The organism is Mycobacterium terramassiliense (assembly GCF_900157385.1).
GTDB classification, from domain to species: domain Bacteria; phylum Actinomycetota; class Actinomycetes; order Mycobacteriales; family Mycobacteriaceae; genus Mycobacterium; species Mycobacterium terramassiliense.
On sequence record NZ_LT717699.1, the window covers coordinates 635,914 to 658,419 of the forward strand.

The following is a 22,506-nucleotide window of genomic DNA, read 5'->3' on the forward strand; positions in this document are numbered from 1 at the left end:
CGTTTTTTCGCCGTGCCGTCACGCTCGGCGCGTGCCATATGAAGGGCTCCACAGGGGAACTGGCCAAGGCCGTCCTCGGCGGCGACCGCGCGGCGCTGCCGCGGGCCATCACGCTGCTGGAATCCACCCGGGCCGACCACCACGAAACGGCGCAACAGCTGCTGCTGGAGCTGATGCCCCACGCGGGCAACGCACACCGCGTCGGCATCACCGGGGTCCCCGGGGTGGGAAAATCCACCAGCATCGAAGCGCTCGGCATGCACCTGATCGAGCGGGGCCACCGGGTGGCGGTGCTGGCCGTCGACCCGTCGTCGACCCGCACCGGCGGCTCGATCCTGGGCGACAAGACCCGGATGGCGCGGCTGGCGGTGCACCCGGACGCCTACATCCGCCCGTCGCCGACGTCGGGCACGCTGGGCGGGGTGGCCAAGGCGACGCGGGAAACCATCGTGCTGCTGGAGGCCGCCGGGTTCGACGTGATCCTCGTCGAGACGGTCGGCGTGGGCCAGTCCGAGGTGGCCGTGGCAAACATGGTGGACACCTTCGTGCTGTTGACCCTGGCGCGCAGCGGCGACCAGCTGCAGGGCATCAAGAAGGGCGCGCTGGAGCTCGCCGACATCGTGGTGGTCAACAAGGCCGACGGCGATCACCTGGCCGAGGCGCGCAAGGCCGCGCGGGAGCTGTCAGCGGCGATCAGGTTGATCCACCCCGGCGAAACACTCTGGCGGCCACCGGTTCTCACCATGAGCGCGACGGAGGGAACCGGCCTGGCCGAGCTGTGGGAGACGATCGAGCGCCACCGCAAGGTGCTTGCCGACGCCGGGGAACTCGACGAGCGCCGGCGGGCCCAGCAAGTCGACTGGACCTGGCAGATGGTCCGCGACGCCGTCCTGGACCGGGTGCTGTCCAACCCGGCCGTGCGCAAAATTCGCGCCGACGTGGAACGCCAAGTCAAGGCGGGCGAGCTGACCCCGGCGCTGGCGGCCCAGCAAATCCTTCAGGCCGCGTCTTCCTAACGGAAAGGTAAATTAGCCGCGGTTTCCCCTACGGACAGTATGGAATCCAAGTAAATTCAATACTGTGACAATGGAGTCTCGGGTCGCTCGCCGCGCGGTCCCTGTCCACGATGGCCCTGACGCAGGCCACCGTGTGTCCGGTGCGGCGGACCCACATTTCGCCTGCGTCGTTCGGAGTTTCTCCACCATGTTTCCGGCTCGCCGGTTCGGCGGCGGGGCGCTGGCCGTCTACGTCGACGGTCAACCCGCCGTTGACGTGTGGACCGGTTGGGAGGACCGGGGCGGTCACGTGCCGTGGTCGGCCGACACTGCCCCGATGGTGTTCTCGGCAACCAAGGGCATGGCCGCCACCGTCATCCACCGGCTCGCCGACCGCGGCCTCATCGACTACGAGGCTCCCGTTGCCGAGTACTGGCCGGAGTTCGGGGCCAACGGCAAAGCCGAACTCACCGTGCGGCAGGTGATGAGACACCACGCAGGGCTGTCGGGCCTGCGCGGCGCCACTCAGGAAGACCTGCTGGACCACGAACTGATGGAAGAGCGGCTGGCGGCCGCGTCGCCGGGACGCCTGCTGGGCAAATCCGCCTATCACGCGCTGACCTTCGGCTGGCTGATGTCCGGGCTCGCCCGGGGCGTGACCGGCAAGGGCATGCGCGCGCTGATTCGCGAGGAGCTCGCCGAGCCGCTGGGTACCGATGGGATGCACCTGGGCCGGCCGCCGGCCGAGTCGCCGACGCGGGCCGCGCAGATCATCATGCCGCAGAACCTCGTGGTCAACCCGGCCCTCAACTATGTGACGCGCAGGGTGGCCCACGAGCTGTCCGGTGGGTGGCGGTCCATGTACTTCCCGGGCTTCATCGCCGCCGCCCAGGGCGAGATCCCGTTGCTGGACGCCGAGATCCCGGCGGCCAATGGCGTGGTGACGGCCCGCGCGCTCGCGCGCATGTACGGGGCGATCGCCAACGGCGGCGAGATCGACGGCACCCAATTCTTGTCCCGTGAGCTGGTCGCCGGACTGACCGGTCGGCGGAGCCTGCGGCCGGACCGAAACCTGTTCGTGCCGTTGGCTTTCCACTTGGGCTATCACAGCCTGCCGATCGGCAACGTGATGCCGGGCTTCGGTCACGTCGGGCTGGGCGGTTCGGTCGGTTGGGCCAACCCCGCGGAGGGGGTGTCGTTCGCGCTGGTGCACAACCGGTTGCTGACTCCCTTCGTGATGACCGATCACGCCGCGTTCGTCGGGATCTACAAGCTGATCCGCGACGCCGCCGCGAAGGTACGCAAGCGCGGTCTGCAGCCGGTGACTGAGTTCGGGGCGCCGTTCTCGGAGCCTGGAGCCGTCGCCGGCTAACGGCTGAGGAATCTTCCAGGTGGAAGCCGACTTTCGTTGCCACCTGGACGTGGCGAACGGCTCCGCCCACCGGGTGTCGCAAACCGGGGTGGCAAGCCCCCCATTGCGTTAAGCTGCCGAGCGGTTGGGCCGCAGGCACGTCCTGCTGCCACGGTCGTTCGGTGGAGGAAAGGGGAGGATGCATTGCGGCGACCCCTAGCAGCGCTACATGGCACCACCTCGGCCCTGCGGCAACGTTGCGCTACGGTCACCGGCCAATCCGAGCGCACGACCCTGCTCGGCACGATCCTGCTGGCGACGTCCGTTTCGGCGGTGACTGCCTTCGTCCTGGGCCAGTATTTCTCGATTGATGCGCTTTCTTCTCTCGTCTTCGTCCCAGACGACTGCCAAGTCGATTGGGGCACCAGGGTCGGTCGGCATTGCTTCAGCGACTACGGGATTCAGGCGAACGTGGGCATGCAGGCCAATCCTTGGGGCTCCAACGTCGTTACGCTTCCGGACCACTCATCGCTCCAGTTCGGTTTCAGCAACTATCCGGCGGCCGGGATGCTGCCGCAGACGGTCTTCGGGTTTCTCGGACGGGCGCTTCATGCACCGAAGTTAGGGTTGGTCGCCTACTTGCTCCTCTTAACGATGGCGGCCCTTACTCCGGCGGTGTGGGCTGCCCGGGGAGCGCGTGGTCTGGAGCGGGTGGTGGTCTTTTTCGCATGCGGCACCGCCGCGATTCCGGCCTGGATGGTGATCGATCGGGGCAACTCCACGGGATTCGTGGTGCCGATCGCGCTGGCTTTTCTGGTGGCGCTGTGTCGCCAACGGTGGGGGCTCGTCACCGTCATGGTGATCCTGGCTGCGCTGGTGAAGCCACAATTCGCCGTGCTGGGGATGGTCCTGTTCGCGGCACGGCAATGGCGATGGGCGGGCACCGCGGTCGCCGGCGTCGCGCTGTCCAACATCGCCGCCTATTTGCTGTGGCCCCGGGACTTTCCGCAAACCATCGTGCAATCGATCCATAACACCCTCGGCTACGGCTCGTTCAAGGCGCTTATCGGGTTAAACGTGTCCTTCGGGAAGGCGCTGCTGATCCTGCCCGACAGTCTGGAGGCGCGTGCCACGGGCGGCAACCTACCGGACGGCTTCCTGGCTGGCCCCCGGTCGGTCATCGGATACGTAGTCCTCTTGCTGGTTGTCGTCTCCGTACTTGCTCTCGGGCGCCGCATCCCGCCCGTCCTGGTCGGCATCATGCTGCTGGCCACGGCGTGCCTTTTCCCCGCCGTTGTCCTGCCCTATTACCTGGCGTTCGCGCTACCGATCGCCGCCCTGGTGGTGCGGGATCCGGCGGGGCCACCGGGAACCGGGATCTTCGACCGCCTCGCTACCGTCGGCGACGGTCGTCGCGCGGTTGGCATTTGCGTGACCCTCGCCGCAGCTCTGAGTATCGCGCATATCGCGTTGCCCAGTCCGCCCCTTCGCGCGGAGATAGTAGGAGCGGTACAACACGGCCTCGAGATGCCCGACCGATGGGTCGTTGTCACCACCGCGTCCTTTGCGGCGCTCCTCTGGTTGCTCGCGTGCGGGGTGATCGTCGGCTCCTTCGCGCGGCGTCCCGCACCCATCCCATCGGGTGACCAGCGGCCAGCGGGGAAGGTTCCGGTGGATCCCGCGGTGGCGCCTAACTAGTCCGAGTGAATTGGTGGATTTTCAGCAAAACTCCGTACATATCTGCCAAGCTTCGCCCCGGGGGCGAACTCGGGCTCACTCCCACTAGATCTTTCGGCGACGAACCGGGGAGATTCGATGACGCGAGCCCTTGATCCGCTACGGCGAACGATCGCGCTCGTACGGGAGCAACGCGCGGCAGTCGTTTGCCAATCCGAACGTTGCCTCTTGGTTGGACTTGTCTTGGTCGGGTCGACGATTTCCGTTGTGACGGGTTGTGTTCTCGTCCATTACTACTCGGTTGATGTCATATCCTCGCTCCTGTACTCGCCCTACGACTGTGTACGCGATTGGGGCGTGAGGATCGGTCGCCACTGCTTCAGCGACTACACGATTCCGGTGAGTTTCGGGATGAGCTCTAACCCGTGGGCGCCCTATCCCATGTATCTTCCCCCGGACTATAAGCCGGCCCTCAACAACTACCCGGCGGCCGCGATGTTGCCGCACATGTTTTTCGGGTCGCTGGGGGCATGGCTGGGTGCGCCACAAATTGGATTGTTTGGTTACCTGATCGCTTTGACGGCCGCGGTTTTCACTCCAGCGTTATGGGCGGCTCGGACGGCGCGAGGGCTCGAGCCGGTAGTCGTTTTCGTCGCCTGCGGCGTCGCGGCCATTCCGGCATGGATGACGATCGACCGCGGCAACTCGGTGGGATTTGTAGTACCGATAGCGCTGGTCTTCTTGGTGGCGCTGTGCCGACAGCGCTGGGGTCTCGTCGCGCTCATGGTCGTCCTGGCGGCGCTGGTGAAACCGCAGTTCGTCGTGCTCGCTGTCGCGCTATTCGCGGCGCGGCAATGGCGGTGGGGTGGCATTGCGGTGGTCGCAGCCGCCGTCTCCAACGTCGCTGCATACGCGTTGTGGCCCCAAGACTTCCCGCACACCATCGTGCAGTCGATGCACAACGTCCTTGGCTACGGTTCGTTCAAATCGAGCGTCAGCGACGGCAACGTGTCATTCGGCAAGGGGATCCTGGCGATCCCTGATTTCGTCAAGGGATATACCGCGGGCGGCGCGGTGCCGGAGGGCTTTCTGGCCGGTCCGCGATCGGTGCTCGGGTTTGTCGTCCTATTCGTCGTCGTCGCGGCGGTCGTGGCGCTTGGGCGACGGGTCCCGCCCGTCATGGTGGGCATCGCGCTCCTGGCGACCGCATCCCTCTTTCCCGCGGTGAGTTGTCGGTACTATTTGGTCTTCGCGTTGCCGGCTGCCGCGTTGCTGGCGCGAGACCCGGATGGGCTTCCGGGAAGCGGGATATTCGACAGGGTCGCGCTCGTCGGCGGCCGTCGCCGCGCGGTTGGTATTTGCGTCAGCGTCGCCGCCGGGATCAGCATCGTCCAAATCGCACTGCCGAGTCCACCCGTCCGGGTACCGATATCGGGAGGGGGGGCCGTCGAAAGCTTCCTCAACTTAGTTATCACCACGGTCTTTTTCACGCCGCTGCTGTGGTTGCTCGCGTGCGGGGCGATCATCGCCTCCTACGCCCGGCGTCCGGCGCCCTCCTACAGCGATGACGATGAGCAGGTGACCGACTTATCACCGGATACCAGTCGCAGAACGACGCGCAAACCCGAGGTAGCGACAGAGCCATCGCCACAACCGCCAATAGATCTGTGCAGCTTCGTGGGTTACGGAAATCGCGGGTTCAAAGCCCGCTGGGTATGGGTAAGCGAGGAGGTCATGGCCAAATTGGGCGAAGGTCAAGCATCGGACTGCGGTAACGAACCGGTGCGGCCGGGGCCCGGATTGGATCAGCTGTCGCGCGCGCTACCCGCGCGTCGCGTCGTCGTGGGATTCGGCGGTGCTGCGCCGGAAGGAGAAGTGCCGGTGGCCGAAGTAGCTCAGCAGGGTGGACGCCGTAACGATGATCGCCTGCGCCGGTATGCGGTGCAAACCGAACTCGACCAGCACGGGCAGGGCAACGGCATTGATGGCCAGCGCGGTGAGGTAGACGCTCTCGAAGCGCGCGAAATCACGCAACACATGGCCGCGGACGCGGAAGACGAAGCGCCGATGCATCACGAAGGCAAAGAGGACGCTCAGCACATGCGCTATACCGACTGTCACCAAGGACCCGGCTATCTTGCCGAACCGATGGTCGACCACGTAACCCACGGTTTGTGAGCAAGCGACGAAGATCCCAAAGCCGATGACGGTGTTGATGCCACCGACGACCAGAAAAGCCACTCGCTGATCGTTGACCAGCCGAATAAGCGGCCCCGCCGGGGCCGATTCGGATGGCAAATCGAATTCAGTCATCTCAGGTTCTCGAAAGCGGCGATCTGCTCCTGAGCCACCGTCAGCGGGTCGGCGCCTCCGTGGACCCGCCGCTCCCAGTCGACAGTCCAGGCCAGGGCGTCGCGGAAGCCCAGCCGGTTGCGCCAGCCGAGTTCCCGCTGCGCTTTGGAGGCGTCGAGCGCCAGCAGGTTCGCCTCGTGTGGATGCTCCCCGTCGTCAAGGTTCCAATGGGCGCCCCCGCCCCACAGCTCGGCGGCTAGGGTGGCGACCTTGCCGACCTCGACGAAGCTGTCGCGCCCCGGCCCGAAGTTCCATTGGCCCAGGCCGGATCCGGCCAGTAGCGCGTCAACGAGGGTGAGGTATCCATTGAGGCAATCGAGCACGTGCTGCCACGGACGCACCGCGTGCGGGAACCGCAGCAGCGGCGCCTCCCCCCGCGCGTAGGCGGCCATCAGGTCCGGCAGCAGCCGATCACGGCTGACATCAGCGCCGCCAATGACGTTGCCGCCGCGGGCAATAGCGGTGGGAGGCCCGGGAAAGCTTCGAATCCAGGACTGGGCCAGCAGATCGGCCATCGCCTTCGATGCGCTGTAGGGATCGTCGCCGCCCAGGGGATCGGTTTCGACGTAACCGGCCTCCTGGTCGACGTTGCGGTAGACCTTGTCGGTAGTCACGACGACATGCGCACGTACCGATGGCGTGGCTGCGACGGCCTCGAGCGCGTTGAGCGTTCCGATGGCGTTGGTCTCGTAGGTGTAGCGCGGGTCGCGATACGACTCGCGGACCAGTGACTGGGCCGCCATGTGCACGACCACGTCCGGAGCCGCGGCAGACATCGCCGCCGCGGTGGCCTCGGCGTCACGGATGTCCACCCGGGAGTCGTAGACGAGCAGGTCGGCGAGGCCCGCCCGCTTGAACAGACCGCCGTCGGGAGGGTCGAGCGCGAAGCCGGAGACCCGGTGGCCGCGACTGAGCAGGAGCAGCGCGAGCCAAGGTCCTTTGAACCCCGTATGCCCGGTGATCAGATAGTGCACGGCTATCGCGCGGCTTCGGCCATGTACTCGTGGATCGAGTCAGCCACGAACTCCAGCATCGGCCCGGTAAGGCCTGGATAGGTGCCCACCCAGAACGTCCGGTTCATCACGATGTCAGTGTTCGTGAGTTCCCCGACGATCCGGAAGTCGACGCCACGGTAGGCCGGCTGCTTGACGAGGTTGCCGGCGAACAGCTGGCGGAAGCCGATCTTGCGCTCGTCGAGGAACTGCATGAACTTGGTGCGGTCGACGGGATGTTCCGGATCAAGGGTGATCGGGAAGCCGAACCAAGACGGATCAGACTTGGGTGTGGCGACCGGAAGGATGAGCCCCTCGACGCCGGACAGTCGGGAAGTCAGGTAGTCGAAGTTGTCCTTACGGGCCTTGACGAATCCGTCGACCTTGGCGAGTTGTGAGAGGCCCAGCGCCGCCTGCATGTCGGTGGCCTTCAGGTTGTATCCAATGTGGCTGTAGATGTATTTGTGGTCATAGCCCTTGGGCAGCTCGCCGAGTTGCCACTCGAACCGTTTCTGGCAGGTGTTGTCGTTTCCGGGGGCGCAGTAGCAGTCCCGGCCCCAGTCGCGGAAGGACTCGACCTGTTTGCGCACCAGCGCCGACTTGACGAACACCGCGCCGCCCTCGCCGGTCGTGATGTGGTGCGCGGGGTAGAAGCTCAGCGTTGCGGTGTCGCCGAAACTACCGGTGCGCTTGCCGTCGTACGTCGAGCCGAGTGCGTCACACGAGTCCTCGACCAGCCATAAGCCGTGCTTGTCGCACAACTCCTGGACCGTATCGAGGTCGAACGGGTTGCCCAAGGTGTGGGCCATCATGATCGCCCGCGTCTTGGGCCCGACGGCCTCTCGAAGCCGTTCCGGTATCGCGTCGTAAGTGCCAAGCTCGATGTCGACGACCACCGGGCGCAGGCGATTCTGAATGATCGGGTTGACGGTGGTCGGAAATCCGGACGCCACGGTCAGCACCTCGTCACCGGGCTCCAGCGGCCGTTTGCCGAACCTTTTCTTATAGCTGCCCAACTTTGGGCTGGTCAATGCGCTGAGTGCGCAAAGGTTGGCGCTCGACCCACTGTTGACAAAGACCGCGTCGCGGGCTCCCACATAACGGGCGAGGGCCCGCTCGAAGATCGGATGGAACCGGCCGGCGGTCAGCCACCCGTCCAGCGACGCGTCGACGAGGGCGGCGAAGTCTTCGGGGTCGAGAACCTTGCCCGACACGGGCACCGGCGTGGTCCCTGCCACAAACTCGGATGTCGCGAGCTTGCGTTTGGCATACTCGCGCACCGCGGCGAGGATATCGTCGCGATCCTCCTCGAGCCCCGTCCCCAACCGATCGGTATCGAGTCTTGAAATGAGGTCTCCTAAGACGTGCGTATCCGTACATTATGCGGCGGCCGAAAACCCAGCCGAACGCGCCGCAGCATTGCTAGTGTGTCATCTGCGCGACGCTGGCGTGGGGGAAACAGCGCTGGGGGACAGGTTGCCTTGAGATTGGACGATTGGTAATGAAAGCCGTACTCCTCGCGGGTGGTCTTGGCACGCGTATGCGCGAGGAGACCGAGTTCCGCCCCAAGCCGATGGTTGAGGTGGGTGGTCGCCCGGTGCTCTGGCATATCATGAAAATTCTTGGCCACTACGGGATTTCCGACTTTATCGTGTGCACGGGCTACAAGAGCGAGTACATCAAGAACTACTTCACCAACTACGGGGCGGCCAATCTGGACTTCACCATCACCCTTGGTGACCAGTCGAGCATCCGCTACCACGGCTCGCACGACGAATTCAACTGGCAGGTCACCGTCGCGGACACCGGGCTCGATACGATGACCGGCGGCCGGATCAAGCGCATTCAGAAGTACGTAGGCTGCGAGACGTTCCTCTGCACCTACGGCGACGGTATCGCCGACGTCGACATCCACGCCCTGCTCAAGTTTCACCGCTCCCATGGCAAGCTCGCGACGGTCACGGCCACCCAGCCGATGAGCCGGTTCGGGGTCATCGACCTGGAGGACGACGGCGCGGTCGCCAAATTCCGAGAGAAGCCAAAGACCGAGGACTGGATCAACATCGGTTACTTCCTCTTCGAGCCAGGAGTGTTCGATTACCTGGAGGGCGACGAGACCGTGCTCGAGGACAAGCCGCTGCTCCGGTTGGCGGAAGACCGCCAAATTGCCGCGTTCCCACACCACGGCTTCTGGCAGCCGATGGACACCTTCCGGGAATCGCAGCTGTTGAACAACCTCTGGATCAGCGGGGACCCGCCTTGGAAAGTGTGGGAGTAAGTGTGGGAGCGAAGAAAAAGATCGCCGTAATTTCGCCGGCCTTCAATGAAAGTGAGTGCATCGAGGAGCTAGCTCGCCAGCTGGCCAAGGTGTTCGACTCCGAGCCGGAGTACGACTTCGAGGCGATCATCGTCGAAAACGGGTCCACCGACGACACGATGGACAAGCTACTCGCGATCAATAAGGCGGATCCCCGCTTCAAGATCCTGCAGTTGGCTCGCAACTTCCGGATGGACGGCGGTCTGACGGCGGGCCTCAACGTGGTCGACGCCGACGCTGTCGTCCTGATGACCGCCGACCTGCAAGACCCACCCGATTTTATCCCGGAAATGATCCGCGCATGGGAGCAGGGTTACGAGAACGTCTACGGCGTGGTGACAGAACGGGGCGGGACCGGACCCGTCCGCAGGATGAATTCCCAGCTGTTCTATTGGCTGGCGGGCAAGCTCACCGACGACCGAATCACCAGCAACGCCAGTGACTTCCGGTTGGTTGACCGAAAGGTCTACGAGGCAGTTCGCTCGATGGACGAACGCAACCGTTTCGTCCGGGGATTGTTCTCCTGGGTTGGATTCAAGTCGATCGGGCTGCCCATGAAGCGGGCGCCCCGCTTCGCCGGGGAATCCAAGGCTTACACCTTCAAGGTGCTCGACTTAGCAGGGAAGGGCATCCTGGCCCACTCTTACGTGCCCTTGCGGCTTATCACCCTCACCGGCTTCCTTTTGAGCGCAATAGCGGTCATCGCTGTGTTTGTCCTCGCCTTCCGCTTCGTCTTCTATGGGGTGCCGTTTCCCGGCTTCGGCTCGATCATCTGCGTCACGCTGATCGGCTTCGGCGTTGTTACCCTGCTCCTCGGGGTCATCGGCGAGTACTTGGCGCTTATCTACGAGGAGGTCAAGCAGCGTCCCAACTTCGTTATCACCCGGAAGGTGGGCGTGTGACGCGGACCCCCCCGCAGCCTGCGAAATATTCGGATCAGTTTGTGGACTGGCTGGCGGGGGCCGGCTATACACACTGCTTCTTTGTCGCCGGCGGCAACGTCATGCACCTGCTGAACTCTGTGCGCACTCGAATGGTGTGCGTGCCGTTCGTGCATGAGGTCGGCGCGGCCATCGCAGTGGAGTATTTCAACGCCTCCCGTGACGAGGATACGGGGCGAGCGTTTGTGCTGGTTACCGCCGGCCCCGGGGTGACAAACGCATTGACGGGAATAGCCGGGGCTTGGCAAGAAAGCCGCGAGCTACTGGTTGTTGGCGGACAAGTCAAGAGCAGCGACCTCAGCCACGGGGCGGTGCGCCAGCGCGGTATCCAGGAGATCGACGGTGTAGAGCTGGTCAGTAGCGTCACCAAGCGGTCGATGCGAATTGAGCGGCCGGTTGCCCGCGACATCGTCCTAGATGCCGTTCTCGACGGCCGCGCCCCACGCCAGGGGCCCGTTTTCCTCGAAGTCTGCCTGGACGCCCAGGCCGCCCCGCCACTGCCGGGCCAGGACCCCGTCGCGGTCGCTGAGAATGCTCTTTCGGAGGTGTCGGCGGTCGAGGTCCAACGTGTGGTCGCTTTGGTCCGCGAGTCCGAGCGCCCGGTCATCCTTATCGGTGGCGGTGTAAGCCGCGGAGCCGTCCGGGCTCTAGGTGGGCGCACGGTTTCCGTCGGCATACCCATCATGACCACTTGGAACGGGGCCGACCGGATCCCTACCGAACACCCCTTGTATTCCGGGCGTCCGAATACGTGGGGACAGCGCGCCGCAAACATCCTGATCCAGCAGTCCGACTTGGTGGTTGCCATTGGCACCCGGCTAGGTCTGCAGCAGACCGGTTTCGCCTGGGAGCAGTTCGTGCCGATCGGACGCGTCGTTCAGCTCGATATCGACCGCGCCGAGCTGACGAAGGGACATCCTCGCATCGACCTCGCGCTGTGCGGGGACGCCGACCGATTCCTGACCGACCTGTACGCCTCCGACCTCGGGGACCCAGCTAGGTGGCGGGCATGGCGGGAGTTCGTTGCCTCGGTCCGTGCCGAGTTACCGCTCAACGACCCGCAGAACGTCACTGCGCCGGGGTACGTGAAGCCTTACGAGTTTGCGATGCAACTGGCCCAGGTCGCCGAGCCGGACGCCATCGTCCTCCCTTGCAGCAGCGGCGGCTCATTCACCGTCGGCATACAGGCTCTGCAGCAGCGGGCAGACCAGAAGATCGTCGCGAACAAATCGCTTGCAAGCATGGGGTACGGGTTGTCCGGGGCGATCGGGGCGGCGCTGGCCAACCCCGGCCGTCAAGTGCTCTTGAGCGAGGGGGATGGCGGGTTCGCGCAGAACTTGCAGGAACTCGGGACACTCGCGGCCACGGCGGCGAACGTCAAGGTTTTCGTGCTGAACAACAACGGCTACGCATCGATCAGGATGACACAGCGCAACTACTTCGGGGGGGCTTGGGTCGGCTGCGATGCCCAAACCGGGTTGGGGTTGCCGAGCTGGGAGGACCTGGCAGGGGCATACCGGATCCCATTTGCCCGACTCGACGCGGAATCCGGTCTGGGCGCCCAGGCGATCCGCTCGCTGCTGGAGGCGGACGGTCCGGCGCTGATTGAGGTACCGATGGATCCCAACCAGACGTACTACCCGAAGATCAGCTCTGCAGTGCAGGCGGATGGCTCGATGAAGTCCAACCCGCTGCACCGGATGAGTCCCGATCTGCCCGCCGACGTCGAGCAACGCGTCACCATTTATCTCGGCACCGCTGTGCCTCAGCCGTCAACCGCGAGTTGAGTCCGGCCGGAACCGTCGGAAGTTGACTTGTCGAACGGCCCCGGCGGGGACAAAATGGCTGCTCCAAATAGGCCGGGACCGATTTGCGCAAAATCGCCCGCGAGTTTCGATCAAGGGGCATCATACTTTGCAGATTTCATCGGGGGCCGACTAGGGGAGGCACAGTGAACAAGACCGAACGGCAGATGGCTGAAATCCTGCACATCGGTAAGGAAAAGCACGGCGTTGTGAGCGTGAAGGCCGAGTTCGAGGCGGAGGGGACGCGGATCGACGAGCTGCTGCGTTTAGTCGACATCGCTCGGTCCGCGGGTCTGCCGCTCACCGTCAAGATCGGCGGCTGTGAGGCGATGCGTGACCTCCTGGAGGCCAAGCAGATTGGAGTGCGCTACATCGTCGCTCCCATGGTGGAGTCCGCGTATGCGCTGTCGAAGTACATCGCAGCCAAAAACAGCGTGTACGACGAAGACGAGGAACTCGACACCGATTTCTTGTTCAATCTGGAAACCATCACCGGTTACAACAACCTCGATGAGATGCTCGAGATAGCCAGCAAGAACCGCGGTGTGCATGGTGTCGTTTTCGGCCGCCATGACTTTGCCAGCTCGCTAGGCCTGGACCGTGAGGGAATCAACACGCCTCGGGTCACCGAGTACGTAACAAGCGCTGCGTATAAAGTCAAAGAGGCTGGCCTGGACTTCGTCGTCGGGGGTGCGGTGTCCAGCGATGCGCTGGACTCCATCCGCGAGGTCGCCGGTGCTTACTTGACCCGTTTCGAAACCCGCAAGGTCGTCTTCGACGGCTCGGCGACAACGATCGCCTCAGTCGCCGACGGCTTGCTCAACGCGGTGCACTTCGAGCTCCTCTGGCTGCTCAACAAGCGCGACTACTACGGCCGGATCACCCAGGAAGACGCCAAGCGCATCGAGATGCTCGAATCGCACTGGCACATTCTCAGCGGCGACTTGGAACACCAGCCTCGGTGATCCCGATCGGACGTTCTGCGCACTTGCCAGGTTTCAGCACAGGCATCTCGGTGTCGGGAGCTCCGGCGCCGAGGATCTGACGCGCATCCGAAAACCCTGTGAGAAGGGCAATTTGGGGCGACTGATTTTTGTGGTCGGGCCACGGGAAATCGGACGAAGTTCGTCAACACCCTGGAGTCCAACGGAATCTGAACGCCGCACACGGTTGACGTCTTGGCGCACAACGACATTCCGCGCGTACTTGCAGCGAGGTAAGGCACGGACGTAATCGATTTCCGCCGGCACAAAGCGGCTAAGGAAGTCCGCCGATCTGGGACAATCGTGACGTGACACTTACAGTCTCGGCCGATCGCGCTGCGCCCCAGTTGGTAATCTTCGATCTCGACGGCACGCTTACCGACTCAGCTGAGGGGATCGTTGCAAGTTTCCTCCATGCGCTCAGCCATGTCGGTGCCGTAGTGCCCGAGGGCGATCTGACCACCAAGGTCGTCGGGCCGCCGATTGCCGAAACGATGCGCGCGATGCTGCTGGGCGAGCATACCGAAGAGGCGATCGCGGTCTATCGAGCCGACTACGGGGCCCGGGGCTGGGCGATGAACAGCCTGTTCGACGGGATTGCCCCGCTGCTGGCCGATCTGAGCGCCGCCGGTGTCCGCCTTGCCGTGGCCACCTCCAAGTTGGAATCGACGGCACAACGCATCCTTGAGCATTTCGGGCTTGACCAGCAGTTCGAGGTGATCGCCGGCGCGAGTCCTGACGGCTCGCGCGAAACAAAGTTCGATGTGCTGGCCCACGCGCTTTCCCAGCTACAGCCGCTTCCCGAACGCATGCTCATGGTCGGTGACCGCAGCCACGACGTGCACGGCGCGGCCGCACACGGCATCGACACTGTGGTGGTTGGTTGGGGCTACGGGCAGGCCGACTTCGCTGACGGATACACATCAACCGGGCCGACGGTCGTGACACATGCCGCGACGATCGAGGAGCTGCGGAAGGCACTGGGTGTCTGATCCCGGCTGAGGCGTGGGCCATTCATTCATCAACAGTCGGCTGGGCGAGGTTGGTGCCAATTGGGCATCTCGGACACTGAGATCTAAACCAGGCAATTTGCTGAGGGTAGCGTTATCGCCGGGCTGTCGCCGAAGTCGATGGTGTAGGCGACTCCCCAAATAAGGTTTTACCCAGATTCCGGCCGGCCTGGCGCTTGCGGGCGCTGGCCTTGAGCTAACGATCAGACAGGCGTTTGCGAAGCACTCCGCGTGCGGTGAGGGCGATTTGGCGATCCAAAGGCGCACTCGCCAAATCCCATTGCTGGCAACGCCTTTCCCAATCCACGCCGTCAGAGTGGTATCGGTCCGGTTCGCGGGGATCGACCTCGCCCCGGGTGATCGTTGCGTCCGGTCGCACCACCGCGGCGATACGTGCGGCCAGCTCGTCCATCTCCACCAGCTCGCCGCCGCTGTCGATGGTGGTCGCGCCCAACCCGCCCTGGGCGAGGCCCACAGCGAGGAGCTCCTCCGCGAGCACGTAACGGCGAAAGACCGGGCGGCGCGCCGTGATGCGGATCGCGCCGGCACTCGCCGCGGCGATCATTGAACCCAGCGCGTAGTTCTGTGGCTTCCGCATGTGGGCCCCGGAAATGCTCCAGGCCCGCACGATGACCGGCACCGACCCGCTTTCGGTGGCTGCCTGCACCAGGCGTTGTTCCGCGTCGCGTTTAAGGTAGCCGTAGGGGTTGGCCTCGATGGGGCCGTCGAGAGCGTCGTGCGGGTACACCGCAGCTCCGCTGGACACTGTGAGGGAGAGACGTACTCCGTCCAGCCGCGCCGCGTACAGCAAGCGTTCGGTTAGGGCGCGATTGGCCGAGACGTACTCGCCGAGCGGCATGTCGGCAACCCGATCTCGGGTGAGAAACGCGCAGTCGATCACAACCGTTGGCGCAAACGCGATCAACTCGCGATTGTCCCATACGCGGCACTCGATGTCGCGGTCCGCGACCCGGATCAGCCGGGGGCGGCTGGCGAGGGCCAAAGTCGGCAGGCCCAGCGGCGCAATCAGATCGAGTGCGGTTCTGCCAAGCCAACCCGACGCGCCGGTGACGAGCACTCGGTCGTCGCTGCGCAGCGCCCGGGTGACCAAGGCGCGCGCGCCGCTACTCAGCAGCCCAGTCACGTTGCGCGACATGTCTAGTGATAAACGCTGGCTGGCACTTCTCGGCGACCTCGCGCGCGGTGTATGACCGCTATCGAGTCGTAGAACTCGACCTTTTCCACAAGCGTTGTCGCAAGCGGCACGTGGAGTTCCTTCAGTCGGTGCGGGTCGTCCACGCGGTAATCGAGCTCCTTGCTGCCAGCCGTTTGGTAGTGCGCGTGCATCGCGTCGATGAGCCACTTCGTGAAGTCGGCGAACGACATGGGACTGTCGCGGTAAGCGCGCCAATAGTTCGAGTGCAGGTCCTCGACGATATAGACGCCGCCCGTGGCCAGCCCATTGGGGAAGAGATACTGAAACGTGTGGACGATGTGCGAATTCATGTGGCTGCCGTCGTCGAGAATGACATCGAAAGGGCCGAGGTCGCTCACCACCTGCTGCAGGAAAGCGGTGTCCGTCTGGCTGCCGATGCGAACGTGCACCCGCTGCTCCGGATCGTCGAACCGTTGGGTGGTGGTGTCGATATCGATGCCGACAATCGTCGACTCCGGATGGAGATAGCGCCGCCACATCTGCAGTGATCCACCACGCGCCACACCGATTTCAAGCATCCGGATCGGTCGCGAGCGGAACGCGGACAGCGCCGACTCGTAGGCCGGCAGATAGTGGAGCATCTTATGGATGTTCGGGGTCTGGGCGAAAATCGTGGCCAGCTCGCCGTCGGAGCCCGGCGCGTCCGATGCTGTCCAGGCCACCTGTTGGCTCAAGTCCGGGCCGAGTGCCTTGAGCATGCGGCGCCGGCCTCGGTACTGGGAGTACCGCGTCACGAACGGAGGTCGGGCCGATAGCACCAGGCCGGCCGCAAACAGCGACTCTTGGACACGCTTCTTCAACTTTGAGGGCACACCACACCTTTTGTCGCGTCGGAGATGTCAGCTGCATGGTCTCGAGGTACCCGCACGAGCTCGCGCAGCTGTGGACGTGCAGCAGACACTACCGCGGCCGTACGCGGCGACGAATCTCGGATCTTGCATAAAAGCGTGCGAATGCGCGCTGATCAGGCCGTTCTGCGCGTACGTTTGCCGCGCCTGCGCCCGAAGACCCGACCTGAGGAGTCTCCTACTCGATTTTGTCGCGGCTGGCGTCGGGGGCATCTCATGAATCTGCAACCGGCATCCCACCGCTTGCCGTCGAAGGCGAACTCGCATCGGTGATTCGTGTCGCTGACGGGCTCGGCGGCCGTATTCGACGGTCGGCATCCGGCCCCCTGTCCTGACGGCGTTCCTGTTCAGGAGCCGCACGGCGCTCGAATGGCCGATCCGGCGACCCCGGCCGGGATTTTCCCAGCGCGCCGAGCGGTCTTGAGCTAGCTTGCTTAATGAACCGACGGCGAAGCGCCACATGACCAATGCGGGGCACCTTGGAACCCGGCATCGCCGAAAGTTCGCTCGGAGGTTCCTACCAGGCGGATCCTCGCGGGATGTTCATCGGCGTCAGGACCGGGAACGTACGAAGGCCGCGGGAGCGCCTGCGGCCTGAAAACGGGCAAGAGCAGTCGTGTGCGATCGCGAGCGCCGGAACCGAACACTGTGCGCTACACAGGTTATCGTCGGATCGGACTAGCGACGTGCGGAACGCCGTGAGGTGAAGTTGGAACTGGTGAGCAGGCTGCGCGCCGAATCGGGACGCGCCCGCCGTTACTTGTCCGCGGTGCCGTACCGGTTGCGCGGCAACGCCCTACGTTTCATCCGCGAAACCCACCAACAGCTCCCCGCGCGGCCTTCGCCCGACCGCCCCACGCTCGTGCTCTTCGCGCACTTCGATACCGAGGGAATCGTCGATCCCTACGTCGTCCATTATCTGAAGGCGCTCCATGGGCTGGGAGCCACGATCATCTTCGTCTCCGGTTCGCCCAAGCTGACGACGGAGTCTGTGGCTCCGCTGCGCCCGCTCTGTGCGGGTATCTACACGAGACGCACGCTTTGCTTGGACTTCGGCTCCTGGCACCTCGCGTGGTCCATCCTCAAGCAGCGCGGCTGGTCGCTCGATCAGTTCGACCGCCTGGTCCTCGCCAACGACAGCGTGTTCGGGCCGCTTTTTCCGATCGACGAGATGTGGAGCTCGTTCCGCGGTGCCGACATGTACGGCGCCATCGAAAGCGCCGAGTTCGGCGTCCACCTTCAGTCGTTTTTTCTCGCCTGGGAGCTCGATTCGCGAACCCGCCCCTTCCTCGAGGACTTCTGGAACGGCTTCAAATACATCGTCGACAAGGTCAACATCGTCGAGCAATACGAGATCGGGCTGTCCCGCCGCGCCCGTGAGGCCGGGCTCAGCATGAGGCCGTTCGTCTCCGTCGCCGACATTCGGGCGACTTATGAGCGGTCATCGGACCATCAGTGGGCGAGCAAGTTCTCGGGAGAACCGTTCAACCACACCCTCTACTACTGGGACGGCCTCATCGAGCACTTCCGTTTTCCCTTCCTCAAGGCGAGTTTGCCGCGATACAACGACCCCTGGCACGACTCCATGGCGCGGTTGCGCGAGTTCATCGAGCAGCGCACCGACTATCCGTACGAGCTCATCCAGGCGAACCTGGACCGGCTCGGCTGCGGACCGTCGACGTGGGTCAAACCGCCCGTCCCGCCGGCCTAGCCAGCCCCTCGCGCCACCGACGCGCGCGGCCGAATTCGCTGACCGGGACCCGGGCCAACGCCTTCAGCCGCGCCCGCCGCTCGGGTCCGAAGGCCAACACCCGAAAAGGCAGGGCCAGCCACGTGATTGACCACCACACTCCCGCGATGGCGCGAATGGGGACTGACGACGCCGGATCGACGATGAGCCAGGTCAGAATCCTCAGCTGGTCCAGCCAGTTGCGGCCCGCCTTGACGATGTGCATCGATTCGTTGGTCGCGGTGTGGGTGCGCACCGACAGCTCCTGGGGCACGAAGCAGACCGTCGCACGGACCATCAAGCGGTACCAGAAATCCAGATCGACGAGCTGGTAGATGTCGCCCCGAAAACCACCGGCATCCAGTGCGAGCCGGCGGCGGAACATCACGCAGGTAGGTTCGCCGATCCAGTTGCCTGCGCCGCCGCGCAGCAGCTGCTGAGCGACAAGCCACGTTCCGCGGTTGCGTTCGCGAAGCCGCCAAAAGTGTTTGTGCGCGGGGCCCACCCGGCGCCGCCACGGAAGATTTTCGTCCTGCACCACGCGCCGGGGGGCGAATGCCATCCCCACGGCAGGGTCGTCGAAGCATGGCGCGAGAGCCTTGAGCGCCCCCGGGAGCAACCAGTCATCGCCATGGACGAATTGGATGCACGTGCCCCGCGCGAGTTCCAGACACTTGTTGTGGTTTCCGTTCAGGCCGAGGCGAGAGTCGTTGTGTATGAGCCGGTCTCCGGGCCTGAGCATTGTCTCGGCGGTCGCGGCGCATTCGTCGGACGAATTGTCGTCGACGACCACGATCTCGAAGTCGACGCCCTCCTGATCGAGGATGCTGCGCAGGCAACGCGCGATGGTGGCGCTGTTGTTGTACATCGGCACGCACACCGAGATAGTGGGGTTGGCTACCATGCCCGGTCCGTCAACGAGCAGCCCCTCCCTGTCCGTCAGGCAAATCGGCTCGAGCATAGCCCCCGGTGGATATCGATCTCGATGAGTTGCGGCATTGGTCGCCAGCCCTGAAAATGCCGATTGTCACGACTGCCATGCGCTCGTAACGTAGCCGTTCGGAAGCCGTAAGGGAGTTGGACGCCGAACGAACGAATTCGCCAGTTACGCCACGAGATACGGCGCGGCAAGGTAGCGTCCCACCTGATGTGGACTGTAGTGCTGATATGCGGCTTCGGGATGGCGATTGACCCCGTCCGAATTGGGCTGGCGGTCGTCTTGTTGACGCGTCGACGCCCGATGCTGAACCTGTTCGCCTTCTGGCTCGGAGGCATCGTCGCGGGAGTCGGCGTTGCAGTCGGCGTCCTGCTGCTGATGCGGGAGGCCGCGCTGGTGGCCATCCGCAACGCGGGAACCGCGATATCGCAGGTCAGGTCCGCGATCTTCATCCTCGACGGCGCGCGTCTTCAGATCACCCTCGGCCTGCTCGCGCTGGTGGTGCTCGCGGTCATGACGGCCCGCGCAAGGTCGACGGCGCAGGTGCCCGCGACGGCGGTTCCGGCGGGCGGCGGCGACGCGGACACCCTGGTGGAGGAGCCTCCGCGCGGCGTCTTCCAGCGACTGGGGGGGCGCACCCAGGAAATGCTCAATACCGACGTGGTCTGGCCGGCCTTTCTCGTGGGCCTCGCCTCGTCGTTTCCGCCCTACGAGGGTGTGGTCTTGCTGGCCTTCATCATGGCCTCGGGCGCGGCCATCACCACGCAGTTCCTCGCATTCGTCTTGTTCACCCTGATGGTGCTCGCGGTCATCGAGATCCCGCTCGTCGCCTACCTGGCGAAGCCGGAGCAAACCCTGGCGCTGATGCTGCGCCTGCAGGACTGGCTGCGGACCTACCGTCGGCAAATTATGCAGGTCAGTGTCGGGGGCACCGGGCTCATACTGCTGACGCAGGGCCTTGCCGCGCTCTGAGCGTGCTGCCGAGGGCGCGGTATCGGTGAATCCCGACCAGCCTGCCGGCCCCCCGGCCGCCCCGCTGGTCTCGGTCTGCGTCCCGCTGTACAACAACGCCGGCACGATCGAGCGCTGCCTGCGCAGCATCCTCGAGCAGGACGGCGTCGACTTCGAGATCGTGGTCGTCGACGACGATTCGACCGACGACGGCGCCGCAATCGCCTCCTCGATGCTGCGGCCCGGGGACCGGCTGGTGAAGAACCAACCCCGCCTCGGCCTCAACGGGAACCACAACAAGTGTCTGGAGCTGGCGCGCGGCACGTGCGTCCAGTTCGTGCACGGCGATGACTGGCTGCTTCCCGGCGCCCTGGCGACGCTCACCCCTTACTTCGAGGACCCGAGCGTGGGGCTGGCGTTCGCGCCCCGGCGGGTGGTGGGCGACGACGAGCGGTGGCAGCGCCGGTACGGGAAAATGCACAGGCACTTCCACGACCTGCGGGAACGCAATGACGGGCCCTCCTTGGTGCGCCAGGTCGCGCTGCGCGGCGCCAAGGAGAACTGGGTGGGGGAGCCGACCTGCGTGATGTTTCGGCGCCGGCTGGCGCTGGAGGCGGGGGGCCTACGGAACGACATCTATCAGCTCGTCGACGCGGATTTCTGGTTGCGCCTGATGCTGCGATCGACGGTCTGCTTCGTGCCACGGCAACTGTCGGTGCGCAGCCACATGAAGGGGACGGAAACGACGCACGTCATGAGCAGCCGACGGTACGTGCTCGACCAGTTGCGCATCCTCAGTTGGCTGGCCGTTGACCCGTTCTCACCGCGGTCGGTCCGGATCCTGGCGCGGCTGTGGTGGTTTCCCGCATGGCTGGCGCTGGTCGTGGAGATCGCAAGTTTCGGGCCGCAGCGGCGGCTGCACCTGAAGACGTTGGCGCGGGCGCCCTTTCGCGAGTTTCCGCGCGCCCGCAGGCTAGCCGAAAATCTCGGCGGTCAGCCCGAACTCGCCGAACGTGCGTGAGACGTCCTCGCGCAGCGCGTCTTGCGAGTTCGTCCGGCCCGGGAGGTAGGCGTTGACCGCAACGAAGATCTTCCCCGCACCGCGCCCTGAAGCCAAAAACAGCTGACCACCCACGCGCTCGAGGGCGCGCCTGTTGATGCCGGGTTCGATCAACCTTCCGGACGCGTAATCGGCGTCGGTGCCATCCGGGCGCATCACCTCGGGGGGCATGTCTCCGATATTGGAGCAACCGATGGGCAGGGCGGCCGCACCGAGCCCCATTCCCGCCGCCCTGCGCGCCACCCACTTCGGGGTCAACGAGGTCAGTGGCAACGGCCCCAAGAGCTCCTCGGTGAGCCCCGGCAGGTCGGCAAACGCCTGCTTGAACTTGAGACGAGCTTCGCCCAGGTCCGAGGACAACCGATTGGGGTCGAGGGAAACGGTGGGGAACACCACCGCGTTGCCGCGGGTATCGTCTTCGGTGCGATCGCTGATCGGGAACGACAGGGTGACGGTTCCGTCGTCGCAAACCCGTCCCATCCGCACGCCCAGCCTGCCCGCGAATCCGGCGAAAAGTGTGAAGCTGTTTCCGCCAATGCTTTTCGCGCACGCGTCCCATTCCGCAACGTCGAGGAAGGCGATCAGTGCGGGCACCACGACGGGCGGCTGGTTGCCGCCGGCGCGCCGCGGGGCGGGTGGTGCCGACCTCATCGAGGCGAAGACGTCCCTGCGCCGGTGCCGGGCAATTCGCACCGTCGCCCGCACCGCCCGCGCCAGTTCCGGTGCGGCGGCGATGGTTTCGCGGGCGTCCTGCACGATGGCCCGCCGACGGGCGCGCGAACGGGGATAGGGGTAACCCAGGTAGCGGGTCCTTCCGTTCGCCGCGTCCGCGAGCGCCCGCAGGACCCCGAGTCCGTCGACCAGGGTGTGCGACGTGGTCAGGCAGACCGCGGCCCCGCCGTCGTCCAGGGGGAGCACCCCGATGTGCCAGCTGGGTCCGTACTCCGGATCCAGCGGCAGGCAGGCCCGCTCATACAGCCAGGCGTTCAGAGTTGCACGAAGGCGCGGTGTTTGGGCGACCTCGATGTCCGGCTGCCCCCGGGACACGACCCATCGATCACGTGCGAAAGGCAACGGGGACGGTTCGACCAGCCGGCCCAACAGCCCGTATCCGAGATTGCGGTGGAATCGGCGCAAACCGTCAAGATCTACCGGTCGGTTGTAGATCCAGATGAACTGCACCAGCGCCCCGTAGCCAAGCGCCCGCAGACCCAGGTAGGAGGCCTGGTCCATGTGTGCGAGTCGGCTGTCCACCGCGTTCACGGTAGTTTATGCGCCGTCAGGGCGGGTCGGTGCTGCCCCCAGGGCGTGTTGTTACGGTTGTAACCTGGCCGTTCCTGGT

Annotated in this window: 18 protein-coding genes; 11 read left to right on the forward strand and 7 right to left on the reverse strand. The window is 64.8% G+C overall.

The window, feature by feature from the left end; all coding sequences use genetic code 11:
• Positions 1–38: 38 nt before the first annotated feature.
• The 3 genes from meaB (at position 39) to MTAB308_RS07315 (ending at position 4,044) form a co-directional block, all read left to right on the forward strand.
• Positions 39–1,016 carry a methylmalonyl Co-A mutase-associated GTPase MeaB gene (gene meaB / locus MTAB308_RS07305; RefSeq protein ID WP_077098968.1) on the forward strand — a complete coding sequence of 326 codons (978 nt, stop codon included), beginning with the start codon at positions 39–41 and terminating at the stop codon, positions 1,014–1,016.
• Positions 1,017–1,086: 70 nt separating this feature from the next.
• Positions 1,087–2,367, forward strand: a complete 1,281-nt coding sequence (lipL, locus tag MTAB308_RS07310; protein ID WP_425436210.1) for an esterase/beta-lactamase LipL — start codon at positions 1,087–1,089, stop codon at positions 2,365–2,367.
• A 312-nt stretch (positions 2,368–2,679) separates the two neighbouring features.
• Positions 2,680–4,044, forward strand: coding sequence for a glycosyltransferase family 87 protein (locus MTAB308_RS07315; RefSeq protein ID WP_077098806.1), 1,365 nt, complete (start codon positions 2,680–2,682; stop codon positions 4,042–4,044).
• A gap of 1,800 nt (positions 4,045–5,844) precedes the next feature.
• Here the strand turns inward: MTAB308_RS07315 and MTAB308_RS07325 are convergent.
• From MTAB308_RS07325 to rfbH, 3 genes are read right to left on the reverse strand one after another with little or no spacing between them, the layout of a single operon-like run.
• A complete protein-coding gene (locus tag MTAB308_RS07325; RefSeq protein ID WP_077098807.1) occupies positions 5,845–6,336 on the reverse strand; it encodes a GtrA family protein in 492 nt (163 codons plus the stop codon).
• Complete coding sequence (gene rfbG, locus MTAB308_RS07330) at positions 6,333–7,349, reverse strand: CDP-glucose 4,6-dehydratase (RefSeq protein ID WP_077098808.1); 1,017 nt, start codon at positions 7,347–7,349, stop codon at positions 6,333–6,335. Before rfbG ends, MTAB308_RS07325 begins: the two co-directional genes overlap by 4 nt.
• Before the next feature lie 2 nt (positions 7,350–7,351).
• On the reverse strand, positions 7,352–8,692 hold the full coding sequence (gene rfbH / locus MTAB308_RS07335; protein ID WP_077098809.1) for a lipopolysaccharide biosynthesis protein RfbH: 1,341 nt from the start codon (positions 8,690–8,692) through the stop codon (positions 7,352–7,354).
• Between the two features lie 176 nt (positions 8,693–8,868).
• On the opposite strand from rfbH, the gene rfbF reads away from it, so the two are divergent.
• From rfbF to MTAB308_RS07360, 5 genes are all read left to right on the forward strand, one after another.
• Positions 8,869–9,645: a glucose-1-phosphate cytidylyltransferase gene (rfbF, locus tag MTAB308_RS07340; protein ID WP_077098810.1), complete on the forward strand. Its 777-nt coding sequence runs from the start codon at positions 8,869–8,871 to the stop codon at positions 9,643–9,645.
• Between the two features lie 2 nt (positions 9,646–9,647).
• Positions 9,648–10,586, forward strand: a complete 939-nt coding sequence (locus MTAB308_RS07345; protein ID WP_245831300.1) for a glycosyltransferase family 2 protein — start codon at positions 9,648–9,650, stop codon at positions 10,584–10,586.
• On the forward strand, positions 10,583–12,412 hold the full coding sequence (locus MTAB308_RS07350) for a thiamine pyrophosphate-binding protein (protein ID WP_077098812.1): 1,830 nt from the start codon (positions 10,583–10,585) through the stop codon (positions 12,410–12,412). The genes MTAB308_RS07345 and MTAB308_RS07350 overlap by 4 nt, the downstream gene beginning before the upstream one ends.
• Positions 12,413–12,576: 164 nt before the next feature.
• Complete coding sequence (locus MTAB308_RS07355; RefSeq protein WP_083746454.1) at positions 12,577–13,395, forward strand: aldolase/citrate lyase family protein; 819 nt, start codon at positions 12,577–12,579, stop codon at positions 13,393–13,395.
• Between the two features lie 326 nt (positions 13,396–13,721).
• Positions 13,722–14,405, forward strand: coding sequence for an HAD-IA family hydrolase (locus MTAB308_RS07360; RefSeq protein WP_077098813.1), 684 nt, complete (start codon positions 13,722–13,724; stop codon positions 14,403–14,405).
• Positions 14,406–14,619: 214 nt separating this feature from the next.
• Here MTAB308_RS07360 and MTAB308_RS07365 read toward each other — a convergent pair whose 3' ends face one another.
• Entirely contained in the window at positions 14,620–15,579 is a 960-nt protein-coding gene (locus MTAB308_RS07365) for an NAD-dependent epimerase/dehydratase family protein (protein ID WP_245831301.1), read from the reverse strand.
• 2 nt (positions 15,580–15,581) lie between these two features.
• Entirely contained in the window at positions 15,582–16,337 is a 756-nt protein-coding gene (locus MTAB308_RS07370) for a class I SAM-dependent methyltransferase (RefSeq protein WP_077098814.1), read from the reverse strand.
• A gap of 868 nt (positions 16,338–17,205) precedes the next feature.
• Between MTAB308_RS07370 and MTAB308_RS07375 the strand changes: the two genes are divergently transcribed.
• Positions 17,206–18,198: a rhamnan synthesis F family protein gene (locus tag MTAB308_RS07375; protein ID WP_157900916.1), complete on the forward strand. Its 993-nt coding sequence runs from the start codon at positions 17,206–17,208 to the stop codon at positions 18,196–18,198.
• Here MTAB308_RS07375 and MTAB308_RS07380 read toward each other — a convergent pair.
• Positions 18,173–19,120, reverse strand: coding sequence for a glycosyltransferase family 2 protein (locus tag MTAB308_RS07380; RefSeq protein ID WP_077098971.1), 948 nt, complete (start codon positions 19,118–19,120; stop codon positions 18,173–18,175). The genes MTAB308_RS07375 and MTAB308_RS07380 overlap by 26 nt on opposite strands.
• A gap of 243 nt (positions 19,121–19,363) precedes the next feature.
• On the opposite strand from MTAB308_RS07380, the gene MTAB308_RS07385 reads away from it, so the two are divergent.
• Both MTAB308_RS07385 and MTAB308_RS07390 read left to right on the forward strand, forming a co-directional pair.
• Positions 19,364–20,125: a GAP family protein gene (locus tag MTAB308_RS07385; RefSeq protein ID WP_077098816.1), complete on the forward strand. Its 762-nt coding sequence runs from the start codon at positions 19,364–19,366 to the stop codon at positions 20,123–20,125.
• 25 nt (positions 20,126–20,150) lie between these two features.
• Positions 20,151–21,125 (forward strand): glycosyltransferase family 2 protein, encoded by a 975-nt coding sequence (locus MTAB308_RS07390; protein WP_077098817.1) that lies wholly within the window; start codon positions 20,151–20,153, stop codon positions 21,123–21,125.
• Here the strand turns inward: MTAB308_RS07390 and MTAB308_RS07395 are convergent.
• Positions 21,078–22,418 (reverse strand): hypothetical protein, encoded by a 1,341-nt coding sequence (locus MTAB308_RS07395; RefSeq protein ID WP_245831303.1) that lies wholly within the window; start codon positions 22,416–22,418, stop codon positions 21,078–21,080. The two genes, MTAB308_RS07390 and MTAB308_RS07395, sit on opposite strands and share 48 nt — an antisense overlap.
• Positions 22,419–22,506 lie beyond the last annotated feature (88 nt).